This is a genomic window from Vibrio hepatarius, assembly GCF_043642085.1.
GTDB classification, from domain to species: domain Bacteria; phylum Pseudomonadota; class Gammaproteobacteria; order Enterobacterales; family Vibrionaceae; genus Vibrio; species Vibrio hepatarius_C.
In genome coordinates this window covers 40695-56595 of sequence record NZ_JBHZSA010000014.1, presented here as the reverse complement: position 1 = coordinate 56595, position 15901 = coordinate 40695, and the positions used below count along the sequence as shown (strand labels likewise).

The window sequence follows — 15901 nt, the reverse complement described above, 5'->3', positions numbered from 1 at the left end:
ATGGAAAGATACTTAATCGACATCAAAGCAGACGATAAACCTGTCCTGTTAGAGCGTGTTCTTCGCGTTGTTCGCCACCGTGGCTTTATTGTTAAGCAAGTGGCAGGCACGCAAAACCACGAAAGCAAAGTCGCGAGCGTAGAGATCATCGTTGATAGCGATCGCCCAATTTCATTTCTCACCAATCAGATCGAGAAACTTTGGGATGTACGCACCGTTGAAGTGACGCAAATTGCGCGCGACGAACTACCGAATAACAACCTACAACAAAAGATTTGTGCATAAGGAAGGCAATAAATGGCTACAAAAACTGCAGATTACATTTGGTTCAATGGTGAAATGGTTCCTTGGGCAGAGGCAAATGTACACGTGTTAACTCACGCTATGCACTACGGTACTTCGGTTTTCGAAGGCGTTCGCTGTTACAACACGCCTAAAGGTCCAATTGTCTTCCGCCACCTAGAGCACGCGAAACGTCTTAAAGATTCAGCGAAGATTTACCGCTTCCCAATTCCTTACACGGTTGAGGAGATCATGGAAGCGACGCGCGAAACACTGCGTCAAAACAAACTAGACAGCGCTTACATTCGCCCACTAGGTTTTGTTGGTAATGTTGGCCTTGGCGTTTGTCCGCCAGCAGACACAGAAATGGATCTGATCATTGCAGCCTTCCCTTGGGGCTCATACCTAGGTGAAGAAGCGCTAGAAGCTGGCGTAGATGCGATGATCTCAAGCTGGAACCGTGCAGCTCCAAACACAATTCCTACTGCGGCTAAAGCGGGTGGTAACTACCTGTCATCACTACTAGTCGGCGGTGAAGCTCGTCGCCACGGTTATGCTGAAGGTATCGCTCTAAGTGTCGACGGTTACCTCTCTGAAGGTGCTGGTGAAAATATTTTCGTAGTTAAAGATGGCGTGATCTGCACTCCACCTGCAACCAGCGCAATCCTACCGGGTATTACTCGTGACTCGATTATGACGATTGCACGCGATCGCGGCTACGAAGTTCGTGAAGCCAACATTGCACGTGAAGCGCTGTACCTAGCAGATGAAGTGTTTATGACGGGCACAGCAGCGGAAATCGTTCCTGTTGCAACTATCGATAAGATTGAAGTGGGCACAGGCAAACGCGGCCCAATCACCAAAGAACTGCAAGAAGCATACTTTGGCCTATTCAACGGCACCACAGAAGATAAGTGGGGCTGGTTAGATTACGTTTACCCAGAAGACGCGGCGAAATAAGGAAATAGAAGATGCCTATATATAGATCAGCAACCACCACTCATGGCCGTAACATGGCGGGTGCTCGTGCCCTTTGGCGCGCAACTGGGGTAAAAGACGAAGATTTTGGTAAACCAATCATCGCGGTTGTGAACTCATTCACTCAATTCGTACCGGGCCACGTCCATCTAAAAGATATGGGCCAATTGGTTGCGGGTGAAATTGAAAAAGCCGGCGGTATTGCAAAAGAATTCAACACCATCGCGGTCGATGACGGCATCGCAATGGGCCACGGCGGTATGCTTTACTCACTGCCATCACGTGAATTGATCGCTGACTCAGTAGAGTACATGGTCAACGCACACTGTGCTGATGCGATGGTGTGTATCTCTAACTGTGACAAAATCACTCCGGGAATGCTAATGGCGTCAATGCGCCTCAACATCCCTGTAATCTTTGTGTCTGGTGGTCCGATGGAAGCGGGTAAAACTAAGCTTTCAGACCAGATCATCAAGCTCGACCTTGTTGATGCAATGATTCAAGGCGCAGATCCGAAAGTATCAGACGAGCAGAGTGAACAAATCGAGCGTAGCGCATGTCCAACTTGTGGTTCATGTTCAGGTATGTTCACCGCCAACTCAATGAACTGTCTGACTGAAGCGCTGGGTCTTTCTCAGCCGGGTAACGGTTCAATGCTGGCAACCCACGCCGACCGTGAGCAGCTATTCATCAATGCAGGTAAACGTATCGTTGAACTGACGCGTCGTTACTACGAGCAAGACGACGAGTCAGCACTTCCACGCAATATCGCAACCTTTGATGCGTTTGAAAACGCGATGGCGCTAGATATCGCCATGGGCGGTTCAACCAATACCATTCTGCACCTGCTAGCCGCTGCGCAAGAAGGTGAAATCGACTTCGATATGGACGATATTGATCGCCTATCTCGCAAGGTGCCACACTTATGTAAAGTGGCGCCATCAACGCAGAAATATCACATGGAAGACGTACACCGCGCGGGTGGTGTAATGGCAATCCTTGGTGAACTAGACCGCGCAGGCTTGCTGCACAATGATGCTCGCACTGTACTTGGTCTTTCAATGAAAGAGCAGCTAGCGCAATACGACATCATCCAAACTGAGGACGAAGAAGTACTTAAGTTCTTCCGCGCTGGTCCTGCTGGTATTCGTACCACTAAAGCGTTCTCACAAGACTGTCGTTGGGATCGCCTTGATGATGACCGTGCTGATGGTTGTATCCGTTCAATCGATAATGCGTTCTCTCAAGAAGGTGGCCTAGCGGTACTATCAGGCAACATCGCCCTTGATGGTTGTATCGTTAAGACAGCAGGCGTTGATGAAAGCATCCATAAGTTCACTGGCCCTGCGGTTGTATTTGAAAGCCAAGAAGATGCAGTAGAAGGTATCTTAGGCGGCAAAGTAAAAGCCGGTGATGTTGTGGTTATCCGCTACGAAGGCCCTAAAGGTGGCCCGGGTATGCAAGAAATGCTTTACCCAACCACTTACCTAAAATCTATGGGTCTTGGTAAAGAGTGTGCACTTCTGACTGATGGTCGTTTCTCTGGTGGTACATCAGGTCTATCAATCGGTCACGCTTCTCCTGAAGCAGCAAACGGCGGCGCAATTGGTCTGGTTAAACAAGGCGATATTATCGCGATTGATATTCCAAACCGTTCAATTTCTTTACAAGTTTCTGAACAAGAGCTTGCTGAGCGCCGTGCGAAACAAGACGAGTTAGGCTGGAAACCAGTCGATCGTCAACGTGAAGTTTCATTTGCACTAAAAGCGTACGCAAGTATGGCGACCAGTGCTGACAAAGGTGCAGTGCGAGATAAATCAAAGCTAGAGGGCTAGCTTATGAGCCTGACTAACCAAACTGGCGCGGATTATCTGCGCCAGATATTAAGAGCTCCAGTCTATGAAGTGGCGACCGTAACGCCACTGCAAGAAATGCCACGCCTATCGGCACGTATTGGCAACGATGTGCAGATCAAACGCGAAGACCGCCAACCGGTGCACTCGTTTAAACTGCGCGGCGCCTACAACATGGTGGCGAGCCTAACGGATGAGCAAAAAGCTGCTGGTGTAATTGCCGCATCCGCGGGTAACCATGCTCAAGGTATGGCGCTATCAGGCACTAAGCTCGGTATAAAGACCACTATCGTGATGCCAAAAACCACCCCTGACATCAAAGTCGAGGCGGTACGTGGTTTTGGTGGTAACGTAGTACTGCATGGCAGCAACTTTGATGAAGCGAAAGCCGAAGCAGAGCGTCTATCTGCAGAACACGGTTATACCTTTGTGCCGCCATTCGATCACCCATTAGTGATTGCAGGTCAAGGCACCATAGGTATGGAGATGCTGCAGCAAAATGGTCACCTCGATTACATCTTCGTTCCTGTCGGTGGCGGCGGTCTGGCGGCAGGTGTTGCGGTGCTGGTGAAACAGCTAATGCCTGAAATCAAAGTGATTGCGGTCGAGCCGGAAGATTCAGCCTGTCTAAAAGCAGCGCTAGATGCCGGTGAGCCAGTAGTGCTCGATCAAGTCAGCATGTTTGCCGATGGTGTTGCTGTTAAGCGCATTGGAGAAGAGACGTTCCGTCTATGTGAAAAATACATTGATGGTCATATATCAGTCTCAAGTGATGAAATCTGCTCTGCAGTTAAAGACATCTTTGAAGACACGCGTGCGATTGCCGAACCTTCTGGTGCATTAGCGCTTGCTGGGCTTAAGAAGTTCGCTGAGCAGAATAAACTTGAAGGCAAGCAGCTAGGTACTGTGCTATCAGGGGCTAACACCAACTTCCATGGTCTGCGTTACGTCTCTGAGCGTTGTGAGTTGGGTGAAAAGCGTGAAGGTCTGTTGGCAGTCACCATCCCTGAGCGTCAAGGAGCATTCTTTGAGTTCTGTAACCTGATTGGCGGCCGTGCCGTGACTGAGTTTAACTATCGCTACAACGACGACAAACTGGCGAACATCTTTGTTGGTGTTCGTCTACAAGGTGGTCAAGAAGAGTTAGACAACATCATTCACGATCTGCGTGACGGTGGCTACCCAGTGGTCGACCTCTCTGATGATGAAATGGCCAAGCTGCACGTGCGCTATATGATTGGTGGTAAACCTTCGAAGCCACTTAAAGAGCGTCTCTACAGCTTTGAATTCCCAGAATACCCAGGTGCACTAGTGAAATTCTTAAGTACGCTTGGTACTCATTGGAATATCAGCCTATTTAACTACCGTAACCACGGTGCTGACTATGGTCGAGTACTGTGTGGCTTTGAGCTTGATGAGTCAGACTTATCACGCTTCTCTGCCCATCTGCGTGAGTTAGGCTATCAATGCAAAGATGAAACCGACAACCCGTCGTACAAGTTCTTCCTTTCATAAAGTGTTAAGCCCTTAACCGACTCGGTTAAGGGCTTTTCTTATCTACCCCCTAAACCATTCCTCACTTGTTCACACCTTGGTCAAAATGCGTGATGCGCATAGATATAATGCTAAAGTTTCATTTTTGTCATAGCCAGTTTAGGTCTACACTGAATCCAGTTTTTAAATTGCTGCTCTATTTGTGGAGATCACTATGTTTAACGCACTGATTCTAAACCAAGAAGAAAAACGTACTATCGCAACCATCGAACAGATCGATGAAGCACAATTGCCAGAAGGCGAAGTACTGATAGATGTTGATTACTCATCACTAAACTACAAAGACGGTTTAGCAATCACGGGTAAAGGCAAAATCATCCGCAACTTCCCTATGGTGCCAGGTATCGATCTCGCAGGTACGGTAGTTAGCTCTGAAGATGACCGCTACCAAGCAGGTGACAAAGTTGTCCTAACTGGTTGGGGCGTGGGTGAAAACCACTGGGGTGGCATGGCACAGCGCGCGCGTCTAAAAGCGGACTGGTTAGTACCACTACCACAAGGCCTAGATAGCAAAAAAGCTATGATGGTCGGTACAGCTGGCTTTACTGGCATGCTGTGTGTTCAAGCGCTACTTGATGCTGGCATCAAACCAGAAGATGGTGAAATCCTAGTGACTGGCGCAAGTGGCGGCGTAGGCTCTGTAGCCGTAACACTGCTAGCTCAACTAGGCTACCAAGTTGCTGCGGTAACAGGCCGCGTTGAACAAAATGGTCCACTACTAGAAAAACTTGGCGCTAGCCGCATTATCGACCGCGTAGAATTTGAAGAACCAGCACGTCCGCTTGAAAAGCAAATCTGGGCTGGTGCGGTTGATACTGTCGGTAGCAAAGTACTGGCGAAAGTACTGGCACAAATGGATTACAACAGCGCAGTCGCGGCTTGTGGTCTGGCTGGTGGCTTCGATCTACCGACTACAGTAATGCCGTTTATTCTACGTAATGTACGTCTGCAAGGTATCGATTCTGTATCGTGCCCAACCGAAAAACGTATCGCGGCATGGGAAAAACTGGTTGAGCTACTACCAGACAGCTACTTCGAGCAAGCATGTACCGAAGTAGAACTAGCTGAAGCGCCAAAATACGCTGAAGACATCACTAATGGTCAAGTAACAGGCCGTGTTGTGATTAAGCTTTAGTCGATTAACGGCACAACGTCATTCCTTAGAGTGAGGAACGAACGAGTAAGGAATCTCTAGACGCGAGAGATTCCGGACATTTCGTTCCTCAATTCCGGAATGACATTTCTAATTCTATTCGATCAATCCAAACCAATATCTTCAATTCGTTTGGCGATCAAGCGACTGCATTCTTCCTTTACGATTCCTCGTAACCACTCCTGAGCCGGAGAGTGTTCACAGCGTGGATGCCAGATCATCGAGTAATCAAACGGGGTAAATTGGAACGGAAGCGGCTTTATCACTAAGTCGTAACGCTCGGCAACTAAATAAGCTAAGTCAGCGGGCACAGTAATAATGATTGGCATGGTATCAACGATCGCTAGCGCCGCTTCAAGGTGATATGCGCGCAGCACCATCTTACGTCTTGGTTGGTCGACCAAGGCACCCTCAATCAAAGCCTTAACACCATCACTGATCGCAATCATCGCATGGGGATAAGTCAGGTAATCTGCCAAACTCATTTCTTCATCAGCGAGTGGATGCTGCTTTGAAAGCAAACACAATACGCCAACACGACCTAGTATTTCACTACGTAGTGGCGCAACTGGACCAATTGGACGGCAAATGGCTAAATCTGCGCCCTCTGCGGTGAGCTGATCGGCCAAACGGTCATGTTGCAGCGGTAAAAAATTAAACGATACATTAGGCGCTTCTTGATAGATACGCGGCAAAGCAAACGGCAAGATGGTTTGCATCGCATAATCCGTGGTCGCAATGGTAAAGGTTTGGTCACAACTTTGCGGCTCAAACTCAATCGGTGATAACAGCTGGCGCAGTGACTCTAGAGGCTCACCTAAACAGCGATCAATCTCTAACGCTTTTTCGGTCGGGATTAAGTGTTGTCCTTGGCGGGTAAATAAAGGATCACCAAGCATCTCTCGTAATCGACCTAGCACTCGACTCATCGCAGACTGACTGAGGTTCAAACGATGGGCAGCTTTACTCACACTGCACTCTTCAATTAACACTCGCAGTGCGACTAGTAAGTTAAGATCACGACGATAAATGTCTTCTAATTCCACGTTGAGCCACTAATTTCTATGAGGGATTAACTTGATTGTACCTTTTTCAGGCAAAAAAAATCCCGCTTTTCAGCGGGGAAGCCCAAGAAAACTGGGGATAGTGTCGGAATGTAGTTGAGCGTAGTGGTAAAAACAGATAACAGTTGGAAGTGCTATTATCCGTTCTCTTGTTCTTCAGATGCGCTCGGCCAACGATGCATCTCAAGCCAAATCCCTACAACCGTCGCGCCCATACCAAGCAATGGCATAAACGAGGACGATTCTGCTGGTGAACGTAAAACAAGGGCGCAAAAAGAGATAAAACACAGCACGGAGTAGATTGTTAAACGATCTAGAGCTGTCAACATACTTGCTTTCCTTGTTAATTGTTACCAACTTGTTAACTAAGTTAAAACAAATTGTTCACTTTGCCAAGGGGTTATTGAATATTTTTTCTTCACTAGTATTATCTAGGCCAAATTGAGTAACCAAAGATACGACCATGACATTCAATCCACAGCAGGCAGACAAAACCCTAGAGGCAGAAGGATTACGCTGCCCAGAGCCAGTTATGATGGTCAGGAAGACAATTCGAAATATGCAGGATGGAGAAGTGTTGCTTGTGAAAGCCGATGATCCATCGACGACACGCGACATTCCTAGTTTTTGCCGCTTTATGGATCATCAACTGATAGATTCTCAAACTGAAGAGCTACCTTTTCAGTACCTAATCAAGAAAGGCATGGAGTAATCTCTGTCTCAGAAAACAAAACGGCAGCCAAGATGGCTGCCGTTTTTTTATTCATCATATTCGAGGGTGCGGACTTCGCTTTGCAGTTTGTTGAGCTGTTTTCTCATCGTGCGCATCTCTTCATGCATAGGAATAATATGCGCGACGCGGATCCAAGCTTCAACCGTCAATCCAGTTAAAATAAACGACCCTGCGACTATCGGTAGCCACATATCAGTTAGCACCATTGCCAATAGGCATAGCGCCAAACCGAAGGTGAACAAATAACTCTGACTCTTAGGGGTCATCCCCATATAACGTGTAAGCATAACCTTGCCCTCTCGCTATCATCCACAAGGTTAAATTACCATGACAACTATGACACTAATATGTCAGCGATCACGTATCAGTTCGAATTTAAGTCAGAGTTTGATCTTGCTCTATTTCATCTCCAGTTATTGATATTTAACCCCGTAATCGCAGCTTTTGGCTACAGTACTGCTGCGCCAATCGCCAGAGCGACAAACAACAAAGCCGTGACTTTTCGAATCAAAGCGAGTGGCATTTTATCGGCGGAAAGTTTACCAATCAGTACCACAGGAACATTGGCCAACAACATACCGATGGTGGTGCCGAGGATGACCCAAGTTAATGCATCAGCATACTGCGCGCCCAGAATCGAGGTTGCGATTTGAGTTTTATCGCCAATTTCAGCAACGAAGAAGGCAATAAAGCTGGCGATAAATGGGCCACGATTGGAAATCTGTTCGTCATCATCCAACTTATCAGGAATCAGTACCCATGCCGCCATGGCAATAAAACTCACCACCAGCACCCACTTTAAGGTTTCAGGCGTCATGTAATCGGCAATAACCACACCAAGCCATGCAGCTAATGCATGATTAGCAATCGTAGCGAAAAAAATGGCAGCAATAATAGGGATTGGTTTGCGGTATCGACTGGCTAGTAAAAGTGATAGTAATTGAGTTTTATCACCGATCTCCGCCAGTGCGACGGTGGTGATTGAGATAGCTAAAACGCTCACGACATGCTCTTTATAGGGCGGGAATATTATATTTAACCAAAGACAAACCTCATGCCCCGCCCCGGTTCATGATGATTTGTCTAAGGTCTTGCTAAACCACATCGGCGTATTGTTATAGTTGGCCGATATTGGGTCTCGAATGCCATGATGATTTTGCATCAATTATGTTGACAGACGAACCTATTATCCCAGTGTTGATAAATAGGTAAGCTACTCCCCAAAGACGGCGTGATTTTATCCACCTCACGGCCGATACTCAACCTTCAAACTACAAATAAACTCCCTTTTAGTGGAAATCAGTTAGATAAGTCGGAAAAATTCCACTAAAGGATATTTTTGGCTACCAATTAATCAAGATTAGCGCTACTCCCATGCCAAATATCTGGGTATACTTGATTGTTATTTTTCTCTGTTTTAGACAGACCTTTTACTCAAAGAATTGCGCGAATTACTATGCAAAAATACGATATCAAAACCTTCCAGGGAATGATCCTCGCGCTGCAGGATTACTGGGCACAAAACGGTTGTACTATTGTTCAACCTCTAGATATGGAAGTAGGTGCAGGCACCTCTCACCCAATGACATGTCTACGTGCACTTGGCCCAGAGCCAATGTCGACAGCTTACGTTCAACCTTCACGTCGTCCTACCGATGGCCGTTACGGTGAAAACCCGAACCGTCTGCAGCACTATTATCAATTCCAAGTAGCCCTAAAGCCTTCTCCAGATAATATTCAGGAATTGTACTTAGGTTCACTTGAAGTTCTTGGTATCGACCCGCTAGTTCACGATATTCGCTTCGTAGAAGACAACTGGGAAAACCCAACGCTAGGCGCATGGGGTCTTGGTTGGGAAGTATGGCTAAACGGCATGGAAGTGACTCAGTTCACTTACTTCCAGCAAGTTGGCGGCCTTGAGTGTAAACCTGTTACCGGTGAAATCACTTACGGTATCGAACGTCTAGCGATGTACATCCAAGAAGTAGACTCTGTTTACGACCTGGTATGGAACGTAGCACCAGACGGAAGCAACGTGACTTACGGTGATATCTTCCACCAAAACGAAGTTGAGCAATCAACCTACAACTTCGAGCACGCTGACGTAGATTTCCTATTCACTTTCTTCGACCAGTGCGAGAAAGAGTGTAAAGAGCTACTTGAGCTAGAGAAGCCGCTACCGCTTCCAGCTTACGAGCGCATTCTAAAAGCAGGTCACGCATTCAACATCCTTGATGCGCGTAAAGCTATCTCTGTTACAGAGCGCCAACGTTACATCCTTCGTATCCGCAACCTGACTAAATCAGTTGCTGAAGCATACTACGCATCACGTGAAGCGCTTGGCTTCCCTATGTGTCGTACCCAAGAACAAAAAGTTCAAGGCGAGGAGAAGTAATCATGGCTAAAGAATTTCTAATTGAACTAGGTACTGAAGAGCTACCACCAACGCAACTTCGCACACTAGCGGAAGCGTTCGCAGCAAACTTCGAAGCTGAACTAAAAGGCGCAGACCTAGCACATGAAGGTGTGAAATGGTACGCCGCTCCTCGTCGTCTAGCACTTAAGGTTTCAGCGCTAGCTGAAGGCCAAGCAGACAAAGTGGTTGAAAAGCGTGGTCCTGCGGTTTCTGTGGCATTCGATGCTGATGGCAATGCAACTAAAGCGGCTCAAGGCTGGGCACGTGGTAATGGCATCACTGTTGAACAAGCTGACCGTCTAGTCACAGACAAAGGCGAATGGCTACTGTTCAAACAAGAAGTAAAAGGCCAAGCAACCTCTGAAATCGTTGTTGAGCTGGCAGCAAAAGCACTGGGTAACCTACCTATCGCTAAGCCAATGCGTTGGGGTAACAAGACAACTCAGTTTATCCGCCCGGTTAAAACGCTAACTATGCTAATGGGTTCTGACCTTATCGAAGGTGAGATTCTAGGCGTAGCATCAGACCGCACTATCCGTGGTCACCGTTTCATGGGTGAGCAAGAGTTCACTATCGAATCTGCAGAACAATACCCAGCGATCTTAGAAGAGCGCGGTAAAGTAATGGCAGATTACGAAGCGCGTAAAGCGATCATCCTTGCTGACTCGCAAAAAGCAGCAGCAGCGGTTGGTGGTACAGCGGATCTAGAAGACGACCTAGTAGAAGAAGTGACTTCTCTGGTTGAGTGGCCAGTAGTGCTAACTGCGAAGTTTGAAGAAGAGTTCCTAAAAGTACCTTCTGAAGCTTTGGTTTACACCATGAAAGGTGACCAGAAGTACTTCCCTGTTTACGATGACAACAAGAAGCTACTACCTAACTTCATCTTCGTTTCAAACATCGAATCAAAAGAGCCTCGTTACGTAATCGAAGGTAACGAGAAAGTGGTTCGTCCACGTCTTGCGGATGCGGAATTCTTCTTCAACACTGACCGTAAGCGTCCTCTAATCGATCGTCTACCTGAGCTAGAGCAAGCTATCTTCCAGAAGCAGCTTGGTACTATCAAAGACAAGACTGACCGTATTACTGAACTTGCTGGCTACATCGCTGAACAGATCGATGCTGACGTTGAGAAGTCTAAGCGTGCTGGTCTTCTAGCGAAGTGTGACCTAATGACATCTATGGTATTCGAATTCACCGATACTCAAGGTGTAATGGGCATGCACTACGCGACTCACGATGGTGAAGACGAGCAAGTTGCACTAGCACTTTACGAGCAGTACATGCCTCGTTTCGCTGGTGATGACCTACCAAGCACAGGCATCTCTTCAGCAGTCGCGATGGCAGACAAGCTCGATACTATCGTTGGTATCTTCGGTATTGGCCAAGCACCTAAGGGCTCTGACCCATTTGCACTTCGTCGTGCATCTCTAGGTGTACTACGTATCATCGTAGAAAACGGCTACAACCTAGACCTAACAGACCTAATCGCAAAAGCGAAGTCTCTGTTTGCTGACCGCCTGACTAACGACAACGTTGAAACTGATGTTATTGAATTTATGCTTGGTCGTTTCAACGCATGGTACAAAGACGAAGGCTTCAGCGTGGATATCATCCAAGCTGTACTGGCTAACCGTCCAACCAAACCAGCAGACTTTGACCAGCGCGTGAAAGCGGTATATCACTTCCGCGAGCTAGAAGCCGCAGAAGCACTAGCTGCTGCGAACAAGCGTGTAGGTAACATCCTCGCGAAATTCGACGGTGAACTCGCTGCTGAGATCGACCTAGCACTTCTACAAGAAGACGCAGAAAAAGCACTAGCAGAAAGCGTTGAAGTAATGACAGAAGCGCTAGAGCCAGCGTTCGCTACAGGTAACTACCAAGAAGCGCTAAGCAAGCTAGCGGGTCTACGTGAGCCTGTTGATGCATTCTTCGATAACGTAATGGTAATGGCAGACGACGAAGCTCTGAAGAAGAACCGTCTAACGCTGCTTAACAACCTACGTAACCTATTCCTTCAGATTGCGGATATTTCTCTACTACAGAAATAATCACCGCGGTAAGGTACAAGTTAAAAGGGAAGCATTGAGCTTCCCTTTTTTATTGGCGACTTTTTTATTAGCGATTAAGGCTAAAAATGCGTTTTGTGAACTCTATAAAATTGTGTAGGGATAAATTCGCCCACCAATAGGATCATCACTCGGACTGTAGTGGCACTGTTTTGTTATAAACAGCGTAAATATTCGGGAAGGATTCTATGAAAAAGTCTATTTTAGCCCTATCAGCGTCTCTTTTAGCCGCTTGCAGCCAAACACCCAATAACGCCCTGACTCTAACCATTGGAGAAACACAGGCCACCTTTGAACGACAAGATGATGGTCTACTTGTTGCTGAGCAAACACTGACAAAAGGCAGCTACTCGCTCTCTATCGCAGACCACCAGCAAAGTTGTGGCAGTCGCTACGCACTGCAAGATGCCGCGCGCATCAAGTTCAATAAGGCACTTAAGCTTGATAACTGTGCTGATTCTGCCGCGATCCCGATGCGAGTATTCAGCGCCAATACCTACCAGTTTGTTCTCAACCAAGACACCAACCAGCTTACCGTTAAAGTAAAACCTAAAGCAGACGCGATTGCTCGTTATCAATGCCCAGTCGCTAGTGAACAACCCACCAGCATTGATGTCTCCGCGACCTTCACCAATGGCAGCACCATTCGCGATGCCTTAACAGGTCAACAAGCTATCGTTAGTAACGGCAAAGTAAGCTTAAAAGCCGGTGCAATGAGCCAAGGGGTGATGTTACTAGAGCAAGTGGCATCGCTGCAATCTTCCGCGTTTAGTTGGGATAATGCGACGGTCTACTTTGTTATGACTGACCGCTTTTACAATGGCAATCCAAACAATGACCATAGCTATGGCCGCAGCAATGATAGCGATAAAGAGATCGCTACCTTCCACGGCGGCGATCTAGCAGGGTTAACCAAAAAGTTAGATTATCTTGAAGACTTAGGTGTGAATGCACTGTGGATCACCTCACCCTTAGAGCAAATTCATGGCTGGGTTGGCGGCGGTAGTAATGGCGATTTCAAACACTATGGTTACCACGGTTATTACCACCAAGATTGGACTAAGCTTGATGCCAATATGGGCACAAAGCAAGAGCTTAAAACCTTAATCGATACCGCACACAGCAAAGGGATTCGCATTATCTGGGATGTGGTGCTCAACCATACGGGTTACGCAACATTAGCTGATATGCAGGAGTTCGATTTCGGCCAGTTGTATTTAGATGATCAGGAAGCGCTAGAGATTCTCGGTGAACAGTGGACGGACTGGACACCAAAGCAAGGTCAAAACTGGCACAGCTTTAATGACTATATTAACTACCGTGATGGTGAGGCGTGGCAAAAATGGTGGGGAAAAGATTGGCTTCGTACCGATATTGGTGATTATGACCAGCCCGGCTATAACGACCGCACCATGTCATTAGCACATTTACCGGATATCAAAACAGAGTCTCAGCAAGCCACTGGATTACCCAATTTCTATCGCAACAAATCGACTAACGCACAGGATGTCAGTCAGACACCACAACAGCACCTCATTGCTTGGCTATCTGATTGGGTTAGAGAATACGGCATTGATGGCTTTAGAGTCGATACCGCCAAGCATGTCGAGTTTGAAACTTGGCAGCAGCTAAAGCTCGAATCGACAGCGGCGCTCGCGGAGTGGAAGCAAAACAATCCAGACAAAGCGCTCGATGATTTACCATTCTGGATAACCGGTGAAGTGTGGGCACATGGTGTGGTTAAGAGTCCCTATTTTGACCACGGTTTCGATTCGATCATCAACTTTGAATTCCAAGGCGATGTAGCACCGAAAGCACTAAGCTGCTTTGCCGACCTCGACCGTGATTACCAGCGCTATGCAGAGCGAATCAATCAAGACAGCAGCTTTAACGTCTTAAGCTACTTGTCATCCCACGATACCTCTCTGTTTTGGGGTAACCGCGCCAAAACCATTGAACAGCAAGTTCGCGCAGCCAATGCATTAATACTGGCACCCGGCGCGATTCAGATCTATTACGGCGATGAGATCGCACGTGAGTTTGGACCAACAGGCTCCGATCCTCATCAAGGTACGCGTTCAGATATGCCATGGGATCAGATAACCGGTGAACGCCAGCAACTGCTCGAACATTGGCAAAAACTTGGACAATTTAGACAACGCCACCCAGCTGTCGCTCAGGGCGAACACATTACCCGCCACCAGCAAGGTTACTACGCCTTCGAGCGCCGCTATCAAGATGACAAGGTGCTAGTGGTTTACACGGGCTCGCAATAAGTACGCAGCTCGGTATTAACGCCCTTTTGCACAAAGCCGACATCACTATGTTGGCTTTTTTTCACTCAATACTAATTCTCGCTTTGCTCTATTTGCACATTAAGGTATGTTCAGGGATTACTCTATTGGTCAGCAACGCACTGACTGTTCTATACATAAAGCAATGACAATAATGAATTAGGTACAACAAGTAATGCAGTTCTCAAAATTTGGTGAAAAATTTAATCAGTATTCAGGCATCACCCAGCTAATGGATGATTTAAATGATGGTCTACGCACTCCAGGTGCCATCATGCTCGGCGGAGGTAATCCAGCCGCCATTCCAGCCATGCTCGACTACTTTCGCCAAGCCAGTGAGGATATGCTCGCCAGTGGAGAGCTCGTCTCCGCGATGGCCAACTATGATGGACCGCAGGGCAAAGATGCCTTTGTCAAAGCACTCGCCAAACTATTGAAGGACACCTATGGCTGGGACATTTCAGAAAAGAACATCAGCTTAACCAACGGCAGTCAGAGTGGATTTTTCTACCTATTTAACCTGCTCGCAGGTCAGCAGCCGGATGGTTCACACAAAAAGATTCTACTGCCACTCGCCCCTGAATATATTGGTTATGGCGATGCAGGGATTGATGAAGATATCTTCGTTTCCTACCACCCAGAAATCGAACTACTTGATAACGGCCTGTTTAAATACCACGTTGATTTTGAACAGCTTAAAGTCGATGACTCAGTTGCAGCGATTTGTGCCTCTCGCCCAACTAACCCAACCGGTAACGTGCTGACGGACGAAGAGATTCATAAGCTGGATAAGCTGGCGCGTGAAAACAATATTCCTCTTATCATTGATAATGCCTACGGCCTGCCGTTCCCAAATATTATCTTTGAAGATGTGCAGCCGTTTTGGAATGAGAACACGATTCTGTGCATGAGCCTATCTAAACTGGGTCTGCCTGGCGTGCGCTGCGGTATTGTGATTGCAAGCGAAGAGATCACCCAAGCGATGACCAATATGAATGGTATCATCAGCTTAGCCCCGGGCAGTCTTGGTCCAGCACTGGCCAATCATATTATCGCTAAAGGCGATCTGTTAAAGCTGAGCTCTGATGTTATCAAGCCGTTCTATCAGCAGAAATCATTACGCGCGGTCGAATTGCTGCAAGATGCCATTACAGACCCTCGCTTCCGTATCCATAAGCCGGAAGGGGCTATTTTCTTATGGCTATGGTTTGACGAACTGCCAATCACCACCATGGAGCTATACGCGCGCTTGAAAGCACGCGGGGTACTGATAGTGCCTGGTGAATATTTCTTTATTGGCCAAGAAGACGATTGGGACCATGCTCATCAATGCCTACGTATGAACTACGTACAAGATGATGAGATGATGAAAAAAGGCATCGAGATTATCGCTGAGGAAGTTATGCACGCCTATACTAATAATACCATCAATTAAACTTAGGCTCATTGTATGGCCTAGATGATCGCTCTGTTACTGCACGACAGCGACAAGGAACCGAATTCGAGTG

At 47.2% G+C, this 15901-nt stretch carries 14 protein-coding genes and 1 riboswitch; of the genes, 10 read left to right on the top strand and 4 right to left on the bottom strand.

Going from position 1 to position 15901, the window contains the following annotated elements; translation table 11 throughout:
• The 5 genes from ilvM (at position 1) to acuI (ending at position 5802) form a co-directional block, all read left to right on the top strand.
• Positions 1 to 285: an acetolactate synthase 2 small subunit gene (gene ilvM, locus ACHUFZ_RS18880; protein WP_004411027.1), complete on the top strand. Its 285-nt coding sequence runs from the start codon at positions 1 to 3 to the stop codon at positions 283 to 285.
• Positions 286 to 297: 12 nt separating this feature from the next.
• A complete protein-coding gene (gene ilvE / locus ACHUFZ_RS18875) occupies positions 298 to 1242 on the top strand; it encodes a branched-chain-amino-acid transaminase (protein ID WP_394128343.1) in 945 nt (314 codons plus the stop codon).
• A gap of 11 nt (positions 1243 to 1253) precedes the next feature.
• Positions 1254 to 3095: a dihydroxy-acid dehydratase gene (gene ilvD, locus ACHUFZ_RS18870; RefSeq protein ID WP_394128342.1), complete on the top strand. Its 1842-nt coding sequence runs from the start codon at positions 1254 to 1256 to the stop codon at positions 3093 to 3095.
• A gap of 3 nt (positions 3096 to 3098) precedes the next feature.
• Positions 3099 to 4628, top strand: a complete 1530-nt coding sequence (ilvA, locus tag ACHUFZ_RS18865) for a threonine ammonia-lyase, biosynthetic (protein WP_394128341.1) — start codon at positions 3099 to 3101, stop codon at positions 4626 to 4628.
• A gap of 193 nt (positions 4629 to 4821) precedes the next feature.
• Positions 4822 to 5802: an acrylyl-CoA reductase (NADPH) gene (gene acuI, locus ACHUFZ_RS18860; RefSeq protein ID WP_394128340.1), complete on the top strand. Its 981-nt coding sequence runs from the start codon at positions 4822 to 4824 to the stop codon at positions 5800 to 5802.
• Between the two features lie 122 nt (positions 5803 to 5924).
• On the opposite strand, the gene ACHUFZ_RS18855 is transcribed toward acuI, so the two are convergent.
• Both ACHUFZ_RS18855 and ACHUFZ_RS18850 read right to left on the bottom strand, forming a co-directional pair.
• A complete protein-coding gene (locus ACHUFZ_RS18855; protein WP_394128339.1) occupies positions 5925 to 6866 on the bottom strand; it encodes a LysR family transcriptional regulator in 942 nt (313 codons plus the stop codon).
• Positions 6867 to 7021: 155 nt separating this feature from the next.
• Positions 7022 to 7213, bottom strand: a complete 192-nt coding sequence (locus tag ACHUFZ_RS18850; protein ID WP_071985918.1) for a hypothetical protein — start codon at positions 7211 to 7213, stop codon at positions 7022 to 7024.
• Between the two features lie 134 nt (positions 7214 to 7347).
• Here ACHUFZ_RS18850 and tusA point away from each other — a divergent pair, with 134 nt between their 5' ends.
• Positions 7348 to 7596, top strand: coding sequence for a sulfurtransferase TusA (tusA, locus tag ACHUFZ_RS18845; protein WP_053439990.1), 249 nt, complete (start codon positions 7348 to 7350; stop codon positions 7594 to 7596).
• A gap of 47 nt (positions 7597 to 7643) precedes the next feature.
• Here tusA and ACHUFZ_RS18840 read toward each other — a convergent pair whose 3' ends face one another.
• Positions 7644 to 7904, bottom strand: coding sequence for a hypothetical protein (locus ACHUFZ_RS18840; RefSeq protein WP_004417254.1), 261 nt, complete (start codon positions 7902 to 7904; stop codon positions 7644 to 7646).
• Between the two features lie 161 nt (positions 7905 to 8065).
• The gene (locus tag ACHUFZ_RS18835) at positions 8066 to 8620 is read right to left on the bottom strand and encodes a TMEM165/GDT1 family protein (RefSeq protein WP_394128338.1); all 555 of its coding nucleotides are present in this window, start codon (positions 8618 to 8620) and stop codon (positions 8066 to 8068) included.
• Between the two features lie 34 nt (positions 8621 to 8654).
• A riboswitch (yybP-ykoY riboswitch) is annotated at positions 8655 to 8851 on the bottom strand.
• A gap of 222 nt (positions 8852 to 9073) precedes the next feature.
• Between ACHUFZ_RS18835 and glyQ the strand changes: the two genes are divergently transcribed.
• The 4 genes from glyQ to ACHUFZ_RS18815 all read left to right on the top strand — a co-directional run bounded on the left by glyQ (position 9074) and on the right by ACHUFZ_RS18815 (position 15828).
• Positions 9074 to 10012, top strand: coding sequence for a glycine--tRNA ligase subunit alpha (gene glyQ / locus ACHUFZ_RS18830; RefSeq protein ID WP_126575736.1), 939 nt, complete (start codon positions 9074 to 9076; stop codon positions 10010 to 10012).
• Positions 10013 to 10014: 2 nt separating this feature from the next.
• Entirely contained in the window at positions 10015 to 12081 is a 2067-nt protein-coding gene (glyS, locus tag ACHUFZ_RS18825) for a glycine--tRNA ligase subunit beta (RefSeq protein ID WP_394128337.1), read from the top strand.
• A 206-nt stretch (positions 12082 to 12287) separates the two neighbouring features.
• The gene (locus ACHUFZ_RS18820; RefSeq protein ID WP_394128336.1) at positions 12288 to 14375 is read left to right on the top strand and encodes an alpha-amylase; all 2088 of its coding nucleotides are present in this window, start codon (positions 12288 to 12290) and stop codon (positions 14373 to 14375) included.
• A gap of 193 nt (positions 14376 to 14568) precedes the next feature.
• Positions 14569 to 15828 (top strand): valine--pyruvate transaminase, encoded by a 1260-nt coding sequence (locus ACHUFZ_RS18815; RefSeq protein ID WP_394128335.1) that lies wholly within the window; start codon positions 14569 to 14571, stop codon positions 15826 to 15828.
• The last annotated feature ends 73 nt before the right edge of the window (positions 15829 to 15901 follow it).